Here is an 18,049-nt window from a genome sequence, read left to right as displayed (position 1 = left end):
AATTTTATTCAACTCGTTTAGGTATTTCACTTCAAGCATTTGCTTTCGCTTATTTATAAGCTTGTGTCAATACCGCATTATTAAATTTAGATCAGGAGATAGCCCATGGCTCGTTTCTTCCGTCGTCGTAAATTCTGCCGTTTTACTGCAGAAGGCGTACAAGAGATTGACTACAAAGACGTAGCAACTCTAAAAAACTACATCACTGAAGCTGGTAAAATTGTACCTAGCCGTATCACTGGTACAAGTGCTAAATACCAACGTCAGCTAGCTCGCGCTATCAAGCGTTCTCGCTACCTAGCACTACTACCGTACACTGATAAGCATCAGTAATCGGTAATAGTTAACAATAGTTTAAGAGGACAAAGATAATGCAAGTTATTCTACTTGATAAGATCGGTAACCTAGGTGGCCTTGGCGACCAAGTAAACGTTAAATCTGGTTACGCTCGTAACTTCCTTATCCCACAGGGTAAAGCAGTTATGGCAACTAAAGACAACGTTGCTATGTTCGAAACTCGCCGTGCTGAACTAGAAGCTAAAGTTGCTGAGCAACTAGCTGCTGCTCAAGCTCGCGCTGAGAAAGTTAACACTCTAGAAGGCGTTACAATCGCTTCTAAAGCTGGTGACGAAGGTAAACTATTCGGTTCTATCGGTACTCGTGACATCGCTGACGCTATTACAGCGGCAGGTGTTGCAGTAGCTAAGAGCGAAGTACGCCTACCTGAAGGCGCTCTACGTAACACTGGTGAATTCGAAGTAAGCATCCAACTTCAATCTGAAGTTTTTGCTACTGCGAAAATCACTATCGTTGCAGCTGAGTAATTTCAGTACCAAGACGAATTCTTTCTTTTGAAAGTTTTAAACACCAGCTACGGCTGGTGTTTTTTTATGTCTGGGATATAGGAAATATAAGGAAGGGTTGTGGTAAGTAAAAAGCTTACGGTGATCTAAATGCTCTTATTGCTGAACAAGCAGTTGTTCAGATTAGAATTGGAATAACAGGTTAACAGACAGCACTGAGTCTTCTTTGCTCAACCCATTAGGCACCTTGTCGTGGTATTGACGAGAGTGAGCGATCTTCAACGCAATATTATCAGTGATATCGTTGATCGCTTCTAATTCAGTATCAAAGTTTAGGTTGCTGTGTCCTGACACAACAGTCACATTCGCTTTGAATTGTAAGTTCGGCAAAACTTGCCATGACGTATTCACGTTGCCACGGAAAATCGCTTCCTCAACAATGTCGGGGAAGATGATGTCATCATCGTCTATCTCATCAAGGTTAGGTTCTTGGTAACGAAAACCAGGCCCTATTTCCACTTCTAATATAAATTCTTCTGTATTTGAAAATTGATAACCAAGGCCACTCGAAACGGTGTAGTCTTTAAAGTACGCGCTGTATCGAGAGTCGACGCCTTTAAAGCTGCCGTAAAGATAGGTTTTAGGGCTTAATTTGTAGTCGCTTTGAGCTGAGTACGTCGATTGCCTTTTATCCTCTTCACCATCTTTGTAGAGGTTGTAGTATTTCCATTCACCACTGGTTCTATGGCGCCCGGAGGTGTACTCACCATTAAGGCGAGCATTAAGCGAGCGGGATTCTGAGTTACCATTATGTGATTGGTAACCAAATTCAACTTCGGTTTTCAGTGGATTAGGCAGTTCTGTATCACTCGGTACGATATCCATATCTTCTTCGGGTGCCGGTGCAACGACAAGCGGTTCAGTGGTAGCTTCTGGTACTACTATAGAGTCGAGTATTGCATCAACAGAGGGTTTAGCATCATCAGCTAAAGCCAACGGAGTGCTCAAGAGACCTGTGCTCAGAAGGCCAGTGCTCAGAGCCAATAATTTGGACACGCATACCCCAGTTATACAGTGAATTAATGGAAAGATCGTAATGCTACCCTTGGTGGTTTCAGTCAGCAATAGGTAAATTTTTCTGGAAGAATAAAACAAACCTGTAGGATCGGATTACAAATGAATGTTCTTGGGTATAATGAGCGATCATTATTAGTTATTGAGTGTAGTCATAGTGGATAGCAAAAGTCAGAAATCAGCCAACGATCCGGTGGATGCCATCAAAGTCCCACCACATTCATTAGAAGCTGAGCAATCTGTTATTGGCGGCTTGTTACTGGACAACGAGCGCTGGGACACGGTTGCTGAAAAAGTGGTGAGTAAGGACTTTTATAGTCGTCCTCACCGTCTGATCTTTGAGGCAGTAAAAGATATCCTTGAAGAAAGTTCTCCTTTGGATCTTATTACACTCTCTGAACATTTAGAGTTGCGTGAGCAACTGGAAGATGTCGGTGGCTTCGCTTACTTAGCTGACCTTGCTAAAAATACACCAAGTGCAGCAAACATTAATGCTTATGCGGATATCGTGGCACAGCGTGCTCTGGTGCGCAGCCTGATTGGTGTGGCGAATGAGATTGCTGATTCAGGTTATGACCCACAAGGGCGTACATCAGAAGAGCTAGTAGATCTGGCTGAGAGTAAAGTTTTTGCTATTGCCGAAGGTCGTACAAGCGAAAATGAAGGCCCACAAAACGTTGATAACATTCTAGAGAAGACGCTAGAACGTATCGAGATTCTATATAAAACGCCACAAGATGGTGTGACGGGTGTCGATACAGGTTTTAACGACCTCAATAAGAAGACGGCAGGCCTACAGGGTTCTGACTTAATTATTGTCGCTGCACGTCCATCGATGGGTAAAACCACGTTTGCGATGAACTTGTGTGAAAACGCGGCGATGAAGCAAGACAAACCTGTTTTAATCTTCTCGCTAGAGATGCCAGCAGAACAGCTGATGATGCGTATGTTAGCGTCACTTTCTCGCGTAGACCAAACTAAGATCCGTACTGGTCAGTTAGATGATGAAGATTGGGCGCGTATTTCATCGAGTATGGGTATTCTGATGGACAAAAAGAATATGTATATCGATGATAGCTCGGGCCTAACCCCAACAGAAGTGCGTTCGCGTGCTCGACGTATCGCTCGTGAGCATGATGGTCTCTCTATGATCATGATAGATTACCTGCAATTAATGCGTGTACCTTCATTATCTGATAACCGTACTCTTGAAATCGCCGAGATTTCGCGTTCATTGAAAGCGCTCGCGAAGGAATTGAACGTTCCGGTTGTGGCTCTTTCTCAGCTTAACCGTTCCCTAGAGCAACGCGCTGATAAGCGCCCTGTAAACTCGGATTTGCGTGAATCAGGTTCGATTGAGCAAGATGCCGATTTAATCATGTTTATCTATCGTGATGAGGTTTATAACCCAGACAGTTCACTAAAAGGCATCGCTGAGATTATCCTTGGTAAGCAACGTAACGGTCCGATCGGTTCCGTGCGTCTGACCTTCCAAGGGCAACACTCTCGTTTTGATAACTATGCAGGCCCTGCATTTGATGATGAGTAATCGTTAATGACTTATATGAAAGCAGCGACAGCGAGTATTGACCTAGGTGCATTAGAGCACAATCTCCAACTGATTAAGTCTAAAGCACCTAACTGTAAAGTGATGTCAGTGGTAAAGGCTAATGGTTATGGGCATGGCTTATTGAACATCGCTAAACACTCTAAGAACTCTGATGCTTTCGGGGTCGCTCGTATTGAAGAAGCCTTACAACTTCGTGCTGGTGGTATTGTTCGGCCTGTGCTGTTACTTGAGGGCTTTTACTCTTCGGGTGATTTACCGGTATTGGTGGCCAATAACATCCAAACAGTGGTGCATTGTGAAGAGCAACTCAGCGCTTTAGAAAACACAGCGTTAGAATCACCTGTTGTGGTATGGCTTAAAGTCGATAGTGGTATGCATCGCTTGGGGGTTCGTTCTGAACAATATCAAGATTTCGTTGATCGCCTGCATCAATGTCCGAATGTGGCTAAGCCGTTGCGTTATATGAGCCACTTTGGTTGTGCTGACGAGTTAGACAAAGCCACGACACAGCAACAGACTCAATTATTCCTGTCTTTGACTGAAGGCTGTGAGGGCGAACGCTCTCTTGCGAACTCTGCAGGTTTATTAGCCTGGCCAGATAGCCACTTAGATTGGGTGCGTCCTGGAATAATCTCTTACGGCGTATCACCGTTCGCAGATAAGTCTGCACAAGAGCTTGGTTTTCAGCCTGTGATGACTCTGACGTCTCACTTGATCGCTGTTCGTGATGTTAAAACCGGGGAAAGTGTTGGTTATGGCGGCAACTGGATCAGTGAACGAGACACTAAAGTAGGGGTTATCGCGATAGGTTACGGTGATGGTTACCCTCGCACTGCACCTAACGGTACTCCGGTGTTTGTGAACGGTAGAAAAGTACCGATTGCAGGTCGAGTGTCAATGGACATGCTAACGGTTGATCTTGGCCCAGATGCTACTGATAAAGTGGGTGACGAAGTGACGCTATGGGGGAAAGGCTTACCTTCAGAAGAGGTGGCAGAACATATTGGTACCATTGCTTACGAGCTGGTCACAAAGCTGACCCCGCGTGTCGCAATGGAATACGTAAAGTAAAGATGTTCAAGCCTTTCTGATTATTTAAGGGTGGCACATAACTGTGCCACCCTTTTTATTTACTGGTGATTCTCTGGTTATCAATCGATCTTTATGGCTGAACGCTTACGGTTATTCGCCTTGGATTGTAGCAATGACAGTGCGGCTCCCACCACAATCTCGATGTTCACCTAAGTAAATACCCTGCCATATTCCTAAAGCTAAACGACCGTTGGTGATGGGAATTGTTACACTGGTGCCAAGTGTCGATGCTTTAATGTGGGCAGGCATATCATCATCGCCTTCATAAGTGTGTCTATAGTAGGGCGCGCGCTCGGGAACAAACTTATTGAAATGCGATTCCATATCGCCACGCACCGTTGGGTCTGCGTTTTCGTTTAGCGTGAGGCTGGCAGAGGTATGTTGAATAAAGAGATGTAATAAACCAACGGATAGAGAGCCAATATCGTGTATCTGTTGTTCAATTTCATCAGTAATGAGATGAAATCCACGCTTTCGCGCATTTAGGTGTATAGTCTTCTGAATCCACATACGCCATCCTTTATAATGTATTTGGAAAAAAAGTGGTTTAACGCTATCTTTTGAACTTGAATTTATCAGGTATCGCTCACATTTAATTATGTTAGAGCTAAAGTTTGTACCGATCTTTCTATCAGGAATTCGAATCCTGATTTATCTCAAGGTACCGCTCTTCATATACGGCATAATACGTCGTGAAAAAAAATTACAAAGAATCTTTCGGTGGTGATGCGGTTTGGTCATCACTGAAAAATATAAACTTTCGCCTAATCGGGGATTCTATTCATCACTTAAGTGACGTTTAGAATAAAACCTACAGTAACATCGGGATAGATACCATGTTGAAAAATATCAACCCAACGCAAACACAAGCGTGGAAAGCGCTAACGGCACATTTTGAGTCAGCTCAAGATATGGATATGAAAGAGCTGTTTGCTCAAGATGCAAAGCGTTTCGAGAACTTTTCTACTCGTTTCGGTTCTGACATCTTAGTGGACTACTCTAAGAACCTAATCGATGCTGAGACTATGCAGCACCTATTTGCTCTTGCAAACGAGACTGAAGTAAAGTCTGCAATTGAAGCGATGTTTGGCGGTGATGCAATCAACAAGACTGAAGGTCGTTCAGTACTTCACACTGCTCTACGTAACCGCAGTGATAAGCCAGTAATGGTTGATGGCAAAGACGTAATGCCAGCAGTGAACGCAGTACTAGCAAAAATGGAGCTGTTCACACACCGCATCGTTTCTGGTGAGTGGAAAGGTTACACAGGTAAAGAAATCACGGATGTAGTCAACATCGGTATCGGCGGTTCGGACCTTGGCCCGTACATGGTGACTGAAGCGCTAACGCCATACAAAACTCGTCTTAACATGCACTTTGTTTCTAACGTAGATGGCACTCACATTGTTGAGACGCTTAAGCCTCTAAACCCAGAAACAACGCTATTCCTAGTGGCATCTAAAACATTCACCACTCAAGAAACCATGACGAACGCGCACTCTGCACGTGATTGGTTCTTGGCTGAAGCGGGTGACAACGCACACGTTGCTAAACACTTCGCAGCACTATCAACAAACGCAACAGCGGTCGCTGAGTTTGGTATTGATACTGACAACATGTTCGAATTCTGGGACTGGGTTGGTGGTCGTTACTCACTATGGTCTGCAATCGGTCTTTCTATCTCACTGTCTGTTGGCTTCGATAACTTCGTTGAGCTACTAGAAGGTGCTCACGAGATGGATAACCACTTTGCTTCAACTGAGTTTGAAAGTAACATTCCAGTCATCCTTGCGCTTATCGGTATTTGGTACAACAACTTCCACGGCGCTGAGTCAGAAGCTATCCTACCTTACGATCAATACATGCACCGTTTTGCTGCTTACTTCCAGCAAGGTAACATGGAATCGAACGGTAAGTTTGTAGACCGTGAAGGTAACCCAGTAGAGTACCAAACCGGTCCTATCATCTGGGGTGAGCCGGGTACAAACGGCCAGCACGCGTTCTACCAACTGATTCACCAAGGCACTAAGCTGATCCCATCAGACTTTATTGCGCCTGCTATCAGCCACAACCCAGCCTCTGATCACCATCAGAAGCTGATGTCTAACTTCTTTGCTCAAACTGAAGCACTAGCATTCGGTAAGACAAAAGAGACAGTAGAAGCTGAATTCCTAGCGGCAGGCAAAACGGCTGAAGAAGTGGCAGAACTGGTACCTTTCAAAGTGTTTGAAGGTAACCGCCCAACAAACTCAATTCTTGTTAAGCAAATCAACCCTCGCTCTTTAGGTAACCTAATTGCGATGTACGAGCACAAGATCTTTGTTCAAGGCGTTATCTGGAACATCTTCAGCTTCGACCAATGGGGCGTAGAACTTGGTAAGCAACTAGCAAACCAAATTCTTCCAGAGCTTGCTGACGATGCTCAAGTAACGTCTCACGACAGCTCAACGAACGGCCTAATCAACGCATTTAAAGCGCTTAAAGCTTAATTGAGTTGATCGCCTAAAAAGAAACGCCAACCTTCGGGTTGGCGTTTTTGTATCTGTCGCTCTAACAATGGCTAAATCGCAGGTAACAAAAAAGGCTGCCATATCTGTCAGCCTTTTAAATACAGCGTCAGCCTTCTAAATATTTGCAGTGATTGTCTCTATTCGAAACAGATCTCGATGAAGGCATTACCCCATTGAGACGTGAAAGGCATGATGATGATTGCGCCTTCACATTTGTGACGAATAGTATGACCTTTACCTGCAACCACGATTGGCGTTGCCATGTCGAAGTCGAAGCCGCTTTCTGCAAGAATTCGTTTTGCGCCGCCAGTCACCATGTTAGTGATTTCACCGACCATATCGGTTACTTCTTCATTTAGGCCGTTTGGTCGTTCACCCAACATGTTTTCCATGATTTCTAGGGCAAGGCCTTCATCAAAGGTGATCGACATTGAGCCTCGAGATTGTGGGCCAACCATACCGATTAAACCAGAGACATCACCACGAGCGATTTCATCTTTTTTAACTCTTGGCTTTTGTGGTTTCAATTCTAGAGAAGCCATCGTTTTTAGTACATTCATTAGAGAAGCTAAAAACGGGTTTACAAATTCAGCGCGCATAATGTTCTTCTATAATCTTATTGTTTCATATCAGAGGAGCAAGTTTGGCAAATGCCATGAGATTCAATAACGTGATTCGTTAATTGAAAGCCATGCTTCTCAGCGTTATTAGCGAGTTGATTGATAAGAGCATCGTCTTGTAGCTCAATCACAGTGCCACATTTGTCGCAGATTAATAGCTGTGAGAAATGCTTGTTGGCATTACAAGAGCAACAACATATAAAGCTATTGGTAGACTCAACTCGGTGAATGAAACCTTGTTCCAACAAAAAATCTAAAGCGCGGTAAACTGTGGGCGGTTTGGCTTGTGGTTCGCTCACCTTTAATTGCTCTAACAATTCGTATGCACTGGAGGCTTTTTTATTAGAGAGGATGAGCTCAAACACTCGCTTTCTTTGCGGAGTTAATCTAACCCCTCGAGATGCGCATAGCCCTTCAACTTGCTCTATTAATGTGTGGTCCAAATTTTTCACCATTCAATCGGACATTCCTGTTCAAATTCTATTTCTAGATAACTTTACTTGGGAGCCAATGATTTCTATTAAAGTCAGGTACAGAGCGTATTGTGACCCACGACTTTGAATAAGACAAGGTAACTCAAAATGACTGTGTGACTCAAGGCATAACTGATTAGTGAGGCTGAATTAGAGGCCTGGTGAATAGGTTTAAATAAGAAAATGTGAAGTAAAGTTCATATAGCACAATTAGGACATAGCATTTACAATAGCCGACTTTGCTTTTTGCTGGGTGTTCCAGCAGATTTTTTGACTCGCTATCAGGTTACTTTGCCATGACACACTCATGTAAGTTGTCTGTCGCTCCAATGCTCGATTGGACCGACCGCCACTGCCGTTATTTTCACCGTTTGCTTTCTCAGCAGACTCTTTTGTACACGGAAATGGTAACAACGGGCGCGATCTTACATGGTAAGGGCGACTTTCTAGAATATAACGAGCAAGAACATCCCCTTGCACTTCAACTGGGTGGTTCAAACCCGGTTGATTTAGCGGCTTGTGCCAAGCTTGCTGGTGATCGCGGCTATGATGAGGTTAATCTCAACGTAGGTTGTCCTTCAGACCGAGTTCAAAATGGCCGCTTTGGTGCTTGCTTGATGGCTGAGCCAGAGCTGGTGGCAGATTGTGTGTCGGCGATGAAAGAAGTCACTGATATTCCAATCACGGTGAAAACGCGTATTGGTATCGATGACCAAGACTCTTATGAGTTTCTCGCTAAGTTTGTGTCGACCGTTTCTGAAAAAGGCGGCTGTGAGCAATTTACTATCCATGCACGTAAAGCGTGGTTGAGTGGTCTTAGCCCGAAAGAAAACCGTGAGATCCCACCTCTAGATTACGATCGTGCATACCAAATTAAGAAAGATTTCTCGGATCTAGTGATTGCTGTGAATGGTGGTATTACGACTCTTGAGCAAACGAAAGAGCACTTGCAGCACCTTGATGGTGTGATGATTGGCCGTGAGGCATACCATAGTCCGTTTATCTTGGCCGAAGTAGACCAACAGATCTTTGGTTTAGATACGCCAATTAAAAAGCGCTCACAAGTGGTTGAAGAGATGTATCCGTACATCGAGCGTGAACTTTCATACGGCGCAAGTCTAGGGCACATTTCTCGTCATATGCTTGGTTTGTTCCAAAGCATGCCGGGTGCAAGACAATGGCGTCGCTACATCAGTGAAAACGCACATAAGAAAGGTGCAGGTATCGAAGTGATGCAGACAGCATTGGCTAAGATCCCTAAAGAGCTAAACGTATAATCTCCCTCGAGGTTAAAAGTTCGAGCTTAAAAGCCCAAGGTTAGAAACTTAAGGTTAAAAACTTAAGGCTAAATTCGCCACTAGAGGCTAAATTTACCATTGATAGTTTCTTTAAAAGCCACGCATTTAGATGTGTGGCTTTTTATTTTATTGATTAATAAAGATTTTTTTGGTTTTTTAAACTTGGTATAGAAGCTGCAATATTCAAAAGTAAGAAAGATAGGTCATCAATTCAATAGGAGACCATTATGTTTGAATTAATCTTTGTTCTTATTTTTGTCGCAACATTACTCGTTACTGGTATTACGTTTATGACGGTCTTAGCGGCAACGGGGGTTGCATTACTCGTTATGTTGGTACTCGGTATGATAGGTGTCGTGTTTAAACTCTTGCCTTGGTTGATTGTGATTGCAATCGGTGTGTGGTTTTTCAAAAACTTTGTACACAGTTCTAGTCAAAGGCGTTACTAAAGTCATGGTGCCGTCAAACTTTTGCTCGCCAGCGGTTTATCGTTTTAGTCTTTAGGATGTGTGGTAAAATTTCTCCAATAATCGATGAATGTGCATACAATTAGCACAATGATATGAAATTGGAGCTACCTCAAATGAATAAAATGCCATTAATTGCTTTAGTGGGAATGCTACCTTTAAGTTCGGCAGTACTCGCTGAAGAAGGGTTTTCTTACACGGCTAAAGTCGGTGCCGATATGTGGTGGGGAAGTACCAAGCTAAACGAAGTTAGACAAAATGATGATGTTCATTCTCCTTCGTTATATTTCGCATTTGAGCACAATGCCCCAATGCTACCAAACGCGAGTGTCCGCTATACTTCTGTCGATGCGGATTTATTGGCCTTCGATAAGTACGACTATACCTTTTACTACACATTGTTAGATCACAAACTGATGAACTTTGATGCAGGTGTGACGTTTACTCAGTATTCAAACTCGAATTACATCGAACCGAAAACCGGTGGTGCTCAAACAAGCTTTGATGAGTTGACTTGGAGTTTCTACGGTAACGCAGAGATCAACGTTCCTGACACCAACTTCGATATCATTGGTACGATGGAGTTCGGTGATAGCAGTGGCATCAAGAGTACTGATTTGATGGCTGGCGGTCAGTACCGAATCTCAGTGGCAGAAACTGAGATAGCACTGCGTGGTGGTTACCGTGTTATCGATTTAGACTCGGATGAGTTCTTTAGCTCTCAACTAGGCAAGAGCTTTGTCATGGTCGATGGTTGGTTCGCTGGTGCAGAAGTACGCTTCTAGGTTATTTAAGCGCATTTAAAACAAATTTTAAGAACGTCACTTTATTAAGTGGCGTTTTTTATATCTATTGATTATATCTTTCTGGAATTAGTTAGCACATTCATCACTTTCGACCATCCTTATACAGAGACCTAATTAGCGTCTATTCTCATAAGGTCTATGTTGTGAGGTCAAAGCAAGGGATAGAATATGACACTCAATGAATTACGAAATTTATATCGAGAGAACCTGTTAGTCGAAGCGGTTATAGAGCCCTCGATTCAAGAGGGGGCTTGGGTTGTGGAGTTTCGCCATATGGGAGGTGGCTTTGTTTTGCTTACCGATGTTCATGGTGAGGAGTGCCATTATGCTGATTTAGATTTAGCATCAAAGTCGGCAATGGCCGTTGGTTTTCAGCAAGTTCGTATTGAAAACCAGTAGCGAATTTACGGTTCAATCGCTTTTTACTTCCAAAAAGTTATAAAACATACTTTTCTATTCTTTCTTGTTATTAAAGGGAGTGGTTAATCTATCGTCACGCAATGATTAGGGATGTCGTGACCATGTCTTTAAATAAGAAAGAGTCTTCACAAAATAATAATGCACAGTCTGGGGCTAATGAGCTACCTGGGCTAGCTGCACCACTTAATGACCAACAATTGGGTCATCTTCAGCAAACTGTTTCTGAACTGTCTTCACAGCAACTGGCATGGGTCAGTGGCTATCTTTGGGGGGTGAGCCAAGCACAGCCTGTGGGCGCCGCTGCACCTATTGCTCAAGCAGCCGCAGCTGTGGCCGCAAAACCTGCGGGTAAGTTAAGTGTTATCTTTGCTTCTCAAACGGGTAATGCGAAAGGTGTTGCTGAATCGCTTGAGGCTGAAGCGAAAGCGTTAGGTATTGCTGTCGAGCTTTTCGATGCCAGTGACTATAAAGGTAAAAACCTAGCCAAAGAGACACACGTGATTTTTGTGGCTTCCACTAATGGTGAAGGTGAAGCCCCTGATAACGCGATTGAGTTGCATGAATTCCTTCAATCGAAGAAAGCACCCAAATTATCGAATCTACAATACGGTGTGATTGGTTTAGGTGATTCAAGCTATGAGTTCTTCTGCCAAACCGGGAAAGATTTCGATAACTTCCTCGCTAAGCTTGGTGCTAAATCATTTGTTGACCGTCTTGATTGTGATGTTGATTACGAAGAGTCAGCAACGGAATGGCGAGCTAAAGCATTAGAGCAAGTAAAAGAGACATTATCGACAGGCACAGAAGCCGATGTCGTTCAATTACCAGTTGGTCAAGTAGCCGCGGGTCATTCGCAATACACCAAACAAAACCCATACACAGCGACATTACTGACGAGTCAAAAGATCACGGGTCGCGACTCGGGTAAAGATGTTCGTCATATCGAGATTGATCTTGATGAGTCAGGTATCACTTACCTGCCGGGTGATGCACTGGGAGTGTGGTACGAAAACAGTTCAGAGCTTGCGAATCAGATCCTTTCTAAGGTTGGGTTGTCGGGTATCGAAAGTGTTGATGTCGATGGTGAAAACTTATCTGTCCATAGCGCACTCGTCAGTAAATTCGAGATTACGACGTCAAACCCTCAACTTGTGACTCAGTTTGCTGAGCTGTCGGGTAGTAAGAAGTTAATCAAGCTGGTGGAAGATAAAGATAAGCTTCGCGAATACTCTGGTAACACTCAAATTGTCGATGTATTAGCAGAAAAAAGAACCAATCTATCAGCTAATGAGTTGATCGGCCTTTTACGTAAGTTAACGCCACGTCTCTATTCTATTGCATCAAGCCAAGCAGAAGTGGATGAAGAAGTTCACTTGACGGTTGGTCTGGTTGAATACCAAAAAGGTGAAGAGTCTCGTCTGGGGGGCGCCTCTAGTTTCCTAGCTCAGCGCTTGGAAGAAGGCGGTGAAGTGAAGGTGTTTGTTGAGAACAACAATAACTTTAAGCTGCCACAAGACGACAGCACACCTATTATCATGGTCGGCCCGGGTACTGGTATCGCGCCATTCCGCAGTTTCCTTCAAGAGCGTGAAAACAATGATGCTGAAGGCAAAAGCTGGTTGTTCTTCGGTGACCGTACTTTTACTCAAGATTTCTTATACCAAGTTGAATGGCAGAAGTACCTTAAATCTGGTGCGTTAACCAAATTGGATGTTGCTTTTAGCCGTGACCAAAAAGAAAAGGTTTACGTTCAAGACCGTTTAATCGAACAAGCAGAGCAGGTTTGGCAATGGCTTCAAGAGGGCGCATACCTTTATGTTTGTGGTGATGCGACCCGAATGGCGAAAGATGTTCATGAAGCACTAGTCACGATTGCTGAAAAACATGGCAACCAGAGCCGAGAACAAGCTGAACAATATATTAATGACTTACGTAAAGCGAAACGTTACCAAAGGGATGTGTACTAATGAGCAAGCAAGTAATAGAGCAAGAAGTGCTAGGTCAAGTACTTGGTCCTTTGGCTGACAATGAACGTCTGAAGCGTGAAAGTAATAATCTTCGCGGTACGATTGAACAAGATCTTCAAGACCGCATAACAGGTGGCTTTACTGCTGATAACTTTCAGTTGATTCGTTTCCACGGTATGTATCAACAAGACGACCGTGATATTCGTAACGAACGTACCAAGCAAAAGCTCGAACCGTTACATAACGTAATGCTTCGTGCTCGTATGCCTGGTGGCATCATTACCCCTAAGCAGTGGTTGGCGATTGATAAGTTCGCAGACGAAAGTACCTCTTACGGTTCAATTCGTCTAACAACTCGTCAAACGTTTCAGTTCCACGGTGTCTTGAAGCCGAACATTAAGTTGATGCACCAAACGCTAAACAGCATTGGTATTGATTCAATCGCTACCGCGGGTGATGTAAACCGAAATGTTCTGTGTACCACAAACCCTGTTGAATCTGAGTTGCACCAAGAAGCGTATGAATGGGCGAAAAAGATCAGTGAACATCTATTACCGAAGACTCGTGCTTATGCAGAAATATGGTTAGATGGTGAAAAACTAGAAACAACGGATGAAGAACCTATCCTAGGTAGTAACTACCTACCGCGTAAGTTCAAGACGACTGTTGTCATTCCTCCACAGAATGACGTAGATGTTCATGCTAACGATCTTAACTTTGTTGCTATTGCTGAAGACGGAAAGCTGGTGGGCTTTAACGTGTTAGTCGGTGGCGGCCTTGCTATGACACACGGCGATACCTCGACTTATGCACGTAAAGCTGACGATTTTGGTTTTGTGGCATTAGATAAAACGTTAGACGTAGCAGCGGCGGTGGTAACGACTCAGCGTGACTGGGGTAACCGTTCAAACCGTAAGAATGCCAAAACCAAATACACACTAGACCGTGTTGGTATTGATGTATTCAAAGCGGAAGTAGAAAAGCGTGCCGGCGTTGAGTTTTCTGAAAGCCGTCCTTATGAGTTTACTGGCCGTGGCGACCGTATCGGTTGGGCCGAAGGCATTGATGGTAAGCACCACTTAGCGTTATTCATCGAAAATGGTCGTTTACTTGATTTCCCTGGGAAAGCTCTGAAAACAGGTGTTGCTGAAATTGCGAAGATTCACAAAGGTGACTTCCGCATGACAGCGAATCAAAACTTGATTATTGCGGGTGTAGCGACTAACCAAAAAGCCAAGATTGAAAAACTGGCGCGTCAATATGGCTTGATGGATGATGCTGTTTCTGAGCAACGTAAAAACTCTATGGCGTGTGTGGCTTTCCCTACGTGTCCTTTAGCAATGGCGGAAGCTGAGCGCTTTCTTCCAGAGTTCGTGACAGATGTTGAAGATATTCTGAAGAAACATGGATTACCAGAAGAAGATAACATCATTCTTCGTGTCACTGGTTGTCCAAACGGCTGTGGTCGCGCGATGTTGGCTGAACTTGGTTTAGTGGGTAAAGCACCAGGTCGCTACAATATGCACTTAGGCGGCAACAAAGCCGGTACTCGTATTCCTAAGATGTATAAAGAGAACATCACATCAGCTCAGATCTTAGAAGAGATTGATGCGCTGGTGGGACGTTGGGCTACTGAACGTAAAGACAATGAAGGGTTCGGCGATTTTACAATCCGAACTGGTATCATCGAAGAGGTGATCATTTCAAAGAGGGATTTACATGCATAATTCTGTCGCTTCAAAAATGAAGTTAGCAGAGCTGCTCGCATTGACTAAGACGGAGCAGATACTTCGTCTTGGACAAATAAATGCTGAGTTAGAACAGCTAACCGCCTTAGAAAGAGTTAAGTGGGCTCTAGCAAATTTAGAAGGGACACATGTGGTGTCTTCTAGTTTCGGAATCCAAGCTGCGTTGATGCTGCACTTAGTCACTCAAGCAAAGCCAGATATTCCGGTTATTCTGACGGACACTGGCTATCTATTTCCTGAAACGTATCGCTTTATAGATGAGTTAAGCAAGAATTTGACACTAAACCTTCAAGTCTTTCGCGCACAACAGAGCCCTAATTGGCAAGAAGCGCAATATGGCAAACTTTGGGATCAAGGTATAGAAGGGATAGAGAAGTACAACAAACTTAATAAAGTTGAACCGATGAGGCGGGCGTTAGATGAGCTTGAGGCGGGGACTTGGTTTTCAGGGTTAAGAAGAGAGCAATCTCAATCGCGCGCAAACTTGCCAATCTTATCTATCCAAAATGGTGTGTTTAAATTCTTGCCAGTCATTGATTGGACAAATAAAGATGTTCACTATTACCTAGAACAAAATGGTCTCAGCTATCACCCGCTTCGAGAGCAGGGGTACCTTTCTGTTGGAGATACACATACGACTAAGAAATGGGAGCCGGGTATGACTGAAGAGGAAACCCGTTTTAATGGTCTAAAACGAGAATGTGGTCTTCATGAAGATGATGGAGAGCAATATGGCTCTGGGATTTAAACTCATTGTCATTTGAAAAGCTGCCATAAGGCAGCTTTTTTAGTTTCTAGGGGATGAAATTAGAGCGATTGTGGATAAGTCTGTGGTTATTGTGTAGTTATTTTGTAGTTAAAGTTATAAAAATAAGGGTTTGAGTGTTTATTCGTCATGTGATGGTTGTTTTTGCATTTTTCTTTAATAAACACTTGCCAATGTGATGAACATCTCTATAATGCCGCCTCACTGACACGGTAGACGCCACAAGGCTTCAACGAAGAATGTTAGTAAGGCAACTAGCTTTAAGTGATAATTCGCTCCTACTTTTAGAAAGTAGAAATTAATTTTTAAAAGTGTTTGACACTGAGAATTAAATCGCTAGAATAGCCGCCTCTTCCGAAGTGATGTAAGTCACAACGAAGAGAAGCTCTTTAACAATTTAAACCTATCAATCTGTGTGGGCACTCGTTGATGAATATCAAAACGTTTTATCTTCCCTTTTTATTAAGAGAAGTAAAACAGATTCCTCGGAATCAACTTTGGTTTCAATGAACTGAGTGACCAATACGAATAACGACTTTCTTTATAGAGAGGGGTTATTTGGCACAGTCAATTCATTATCTTTCTGTTGGAAAGATAATAGCTTTAGAATTACTTTTTGTAGTTTTGAAGTCAGTATTCATTGAGCCGACAAAATCTTAAATTGAAGAGTTTGATCATGGCTCAGATTGAACGCTGGCGGCAGGCCTAACACATGCAAGTCGAGCGGAAACGACACTAACAACCCTTCGGGTGCGTTAATGGGCGTCGAGCGGCGGACGGGTGAGTAATGCCTAGGAAATTGCCTTGATGTGGGGGATAACCATTGGAAACGATGGCTAATACCGCATGATGCCTACGGGCCAAAGAGGGGGACCTTCGGGCCTCTCGCGTCAAGATATGCCTAGGTGGGATTAGCTAGTTGGTGAGGTAATGGCTCACCAAGGCGACGATCCCTAGCTGGTCTGAGAGGATGATCAGCCACACTGGAACTGAGACACGGTCCAGACTCCTACGGGAGGCAGCAGTGGGGAATATTGCACAATGGGCGCAAGCCTGATGCAGCCATGCCGCGTGTATGAAGAAGGCCTTCGGGTTGTAAAGTACTTTCAGTTGTGAGGAAGGGGGTGTTGTTAATAGCAACATCTCTTGACGTTAGCAACAGAAGAAGCACCGGCTAACTCCGTGCCAGCAGCCGCGGTAATACGGAGGGTGCGAGCGTTAATCGGAATTACTGGGCGTAAAGCGCATGCAGGTGGTTCATTAAGTCAGATGTGAAAGCCCGGGGCTCAACCTCGGAACTGCATTTGAAACTGGTGAACTAGAGTACTGTAGAGGGGGGTAGAATTTCAGGTGTAGCGGTGAAATGCGTAGAGATCTGAAGGAATACCAGTGGCGAAGGCGGCCCCCTGGACAGATACTGACACTCAGATGCGAAAGCGTGGGGAGCAAACAGGATTAGATACCCTGGTAGTCCACGCCGTAAACGATGTCTACTTGGAGGTTGTGGCCTTGAGCCGTGGCTTTCGGAGCTAACGCGTTAAGTAGACCGCCTGGGGAGTACGGTCGCAAGATTAAAACTCAAATGAATTGACGGGGGCCCGCACAAGCGGTGGAGCATGTGGTTTAATTCGATGCAACGCGAAGAACCTTACCTACTCTTGACATCCAGAGAATCCAGCGGAGACGCAGGAGTGCCTTCGGGAGCTCTGAGACAGGTGCTGCATGGCTGTCGTCAGCTCGTGTTGTGAAATGTTGGGTTAAGTCCCGCAACGAGCGCAACCCTTATCCTTGTTTGCCAGCGAGTCATGTCGGGAACTCCAGGGAGACTGCCGGTGATAAACCGGAGGAAGGTGGGGACGACGTCAAGTCATCATGGCCCTTACGAGTAGGGCTACACACGTGCTACAATGGCGCATACAGAGGGCAGCGAGCCAGCGATGGTAAGCGAATCCCAAAAAGTGCGTCGTAGTCCGGATTGGAGTCTGCAACTCGACTCCATGAAGTCGGAATCGCTAGTAATCGTGAATCAGAATGTCACGGTGAATACGTTCCCGGGCCTTGTACACACCGCCCGTCACACCATGGGAGTGGGCTGCAAAAGAAGTAGGTAGTCTAACCTTCGGGAGGACGCTTACCACTTTGTGGTTCATGACTGGGGTGAAGTCGTAACAAGGTAGCCCTAGGGGAACCTGGGGCTGGATCACCTCCTTATACGAAGATATTGACGATGAGTGTCCACACAGATTGATGGTTTAGATTTAGTTAAAGCCAGAGCTTTAATTAATAACGTAAGTTATTGATTAAAGCTTTTTGCTTTATGCTCTTTAACAATTTGGAAAGCTGACTGATTACTTAATTGGTTTTCACTTTAAACAGTAAAATCAAACAGCTCAAGGCTGTGATTAAGTTAATCAAATTTAAAAGTTCTCAATGTT

General features: G+C 44.1%; 16 protein-coding genes and 1 rRNA gene. 13 read left to right on the top strand and 4 right to left on the bottom strand.

The window, feature by feature from the left end; genetic code table 11:
• The first annotated feature begins 105 nt into the window (after positions 1-105).
• Positions 106-333 (top strand): 30S ribosomal protein S18, encoded by a 228-nt coding sequence (gene rpsR, locus OCV24_RS12665; protein WP_000090472.1) that lies wholly within the window; start codon positions 106-108, stop codon positions 331-333.
• 38 nt (positions 334-371) lie between these two features.
• Positions 372-824: a 50S ribosomal protein L9 gene (rplI, locus tag OCV24_RS12660; protein WP_136997320.1), complete on the top strand. Its 453-nt coding sequence runs from the start codon at positions 372-374 to the stop codon at positions 822-824.
• A gap of 162 nt (positions 825-986) precedes the next feature.
• Here rplI and OCV24_RS12655 read toward each other — a convergent pair whose 3' ends face one another.
• A complete protein-coding gene (locus OCV24_RS12655; protein ID WP_077679893.1) occupies positions 987-1,928 on the bottom strand; it encodes a DUF481 domain-containing protein in 942 nt (313 codons plus the stop codon).
• A gap of 106 nt (positions 1,929-2,034) precedes the next feature.
• On the opposite strand from OCV24_RS12655, the gene OCV24_RS12650 reads away from it, so the two are divergent.
• A complete protein-coding gene (locus OCV24_RS12650; RefSeq protein WP_017055716.1) occupies positions 2,035-3,426 on the top strand; it encodes a replicative DNA helicase in 1,392 nt (463 codons plus the stop codon).
• Between the two features lie 6 nt (positions 3,427-3,432).
• Positions 3,433-4,518, top strand: a complete 1,086-nt coding sequence (alr, locus tag OCV24_RS12645) for an alanine racemase (RefSeq protein ID WP_150878986.1) — start codon at positions 3,433-3,435, stop codon at positions 4,516-4,518.
• Positions 4,519-4,629: 111 nt separating this feature from the next.
• Here alr and OCV24_RS12640 read toward each other — a convergent pair whose 3' ends face one another.
• Positions 4,630-5,049 carry a secondary thiamine-phosphate synthase enzyme YjbQ gene (locus OCV24_RS12640; protein ID WP_102507964.1) on the bottom strand — a complete coding sequence of 140 codons (420 nt, stop codon included), beginning with the start codon at positions 5,047-5,049 and terminating at the stop codon, positions 4,630-4,632.
• A 326-nt stretch (positions 5,050-5,375) separates the two neighbouring features.
• On the opposite strand from OCV24_RS12640, the gene pgi reads away from it, so the two are divergent.
• A complete protein-coding gene (gene pgi, locus OCV24_RS12635; protein ID WP_046225112.1) occupies positions 5,376-7,028 on the top strand; it encodes a glucose-6-phosphate isomerase in 1,653 nt (550 codons plus the stop codon).
• A gap of 158 nt (positions 7,029-7,186) precedes the next feature.
• Here pgi and OCV24_RS12630 read toward each other — a convergent pair whose 3' ends face one another.
• Together OCV24_RS12630 and zur are read right to left on the bottom strand one after the other, a co-directional pair.
• Positions 7,187-7,648, bottom strand: a complete 462-nt coding sequence (locus tag OCV24_RS12630; RefSeq protein WP_017055720.1) for a chemotaxis protein CheX — start codon at positions 7,646-7,648, stop codon at positions 7,187-7,189.
• Between the two features lie 17 nt (positions 7,649-7,665).
• Complete coding sequence (gene zur, locus OCV24_RS12625; protein ID WP_029626897.1) at positions 7,666-8,124, bottom strand: zinc uptake transcriptional repressor Zur; 459 nt, start codon at positions 8,122-8,124, stop codon at positions 7,666-7,668.
• 314 nt (positions 8,125-8,438) lie between these two features.
• On the opposite strand from zur, the gene dusA reads away from it, so the two are divergent.
• The 8 genes from dusA (at position 8,439) to OCV24_RS12585 (ending at position 17,825) form a co-directional block, all read left to right on the top strand.
• On the top strand, positions 8,439-9,419 hold the full coding sequence (gene dusA / locus OCV24_RS12620) for a tRNA dihydrouridine(20/20a) synthase DusA (RefSeq protein WP_077679897.1): 981 nt from the start codon (positions 8,439-8,441) through the stop codon (positions 9,417-9,419).
• Positions 9,420-9,667: 248 nt separating this feature from the next.
• A complete protein-coding gene (gene pspG, locus OCV24_RS12615; protein ID WP_046225110.1) occupies positions 9,668-9,889 on the top strand; it encodes an envelope stress response protein PspG in 222 nt (73 codons plus the stop codon).
• A gap of 134 nt (positions 9,890-10,023) precedes the next feature.
• Positions 10,024-10,692 carry a TIGR04219 family outer membrane beta-barrel protein gene (locus OCV24_RS12610; RefSeq protein ID WP_150878984.1) on the top strand — a complete coding sequence of 223 codons (669 nt, stop codon included), beginning with the start codon at positions 10,024-10,026 and terminating at the stop codon, positions 10,690-10,692.
• Between the two features lie 189 nt (positions 10,693-10,881).
• Complete coding sequence (locus OCV24_RS12605) at positions 10,882-11,112, top strand: hypothetical protein (protein WP_017055752.1); 231 nt, start codon at positions 10,882-10,884, stop codon at positions 11,110-11,112.
• Between the two features lie 122 nt (positions 11,113-11,234).
• Complete coding sequence (locus OCV24_RS12600) at positions 11,235-13,100, top strand: assimilatory sulfite reductase (NADPH) flavoprotein subunit (protein WP_150878982.1); 1,866 nt, start codon at positions 11,235-11,237, stop codon at positions 13,098-13,100.
• Complete coding sequence (gene cysI / locus OCV24_RS12595; protein WP_150878980.1) at positions 13,100-14,827, top strand: assimilatory sulfite reductase (NADPH) hemoprotein subunit; 1,728 nt, start codon at positions 13,100-13,102, stop codon at positions 14,825-14,827. The genes OCV24_RS12600 and cysI overlap by 1 nt, the downstream gene beginning before the upstream one ends.
• Positions 14,820-15,596 carry a phosphoadenylyl-sulfate reductase gene (locus tag OCV24_RS12590; RefSeq protein ID WP_150878978.1) on the top strand — a complete coding sequence of 259 codons (777 nt, stop codon included), beginning with the start codon at positions 14,820-14,822 and terminating at the stop codon, positions 15,594-15,596. Before cysI ends, OCV24_RS12590 begins: the two co-directional genes overlap by 8 nt.
• Positions 15,597-16,272: 676 nt before the next feature.
• Positions 16,273-17,825 (top strand): 16S ribosomal RNA (locus tag OCV24_RS12585).
• Positions 17,826-18,049: the final 224 nt, after the last annotated feature.

This window comes from Vibrio kanaloae (assembly GCF_024347535.1).
GTDB lineage: Bacteria > Pseudomonadota > Gammaproteobacteria > Enterobacterales > Vibrionaceae > Vibrio > Vibrio kanaloae.
The sequence above is the reverse complement of the archived record's forward strand: the minus strand, read 5'-3'. Positions and strand labels throughout refer to the sequence as shown.